Genomic DNA, 450 nt, shown 5'->3' on the forward strand with positions numbered 1-450 from the left:
TGGTTCGTGGGTTCATCAGCACAAATTAAGTCCCAGTCCCCGATGAGCAACTGAGCCAGTTGTACGCGGCGACGCTGCCCTCCGGAGAGCGACCCGATGACCGCATCCCACGAGAGATCGGTCAGCAGGCCGGCGATCACGTCCCTCGTGCGCGCGTTGCCAGCCCACTCGTGTTCCGGCATGTCTCCAACGATCGCTTGCCCGACGGTCTGTTCGTCGACGAGGGAATCCTGCTGGTCTAGGACGCCGACGCGAAGACCGTTGACGCGGGTGACTCGCCCGGAGTCTGGCGACATCGTTCCGGCGAGCAGCTTGAGCAGGGTCGACTTGCCATCACCGTTGCGTCCGACGATGCCGATGCGATCGCCCTCGCTGACGCCGAGGGAGACGGAGTCGAAGACAACCGTGGTCGGGAACTCGACATGGAGCGCCTCAGCGCCAAGTAGATGA

The 450-nt window shown here is 63.6% G+C and carries 1 protein-coding gene; it reads right to left on the reverse strand.

The features are described from left to right. Window positions 1-450, reverse strand: a 450-nt coding sequence (locus KYX17_RS31655) for an ATP-binding cassette domain-containing protein (RefSeq protein WP_243233732.1), incomplete at both ends; no start/stop codon positions are given.

It is taken from the genome of Microbacterium sp. CIAB417 (genome assembly GCF_022788845.1).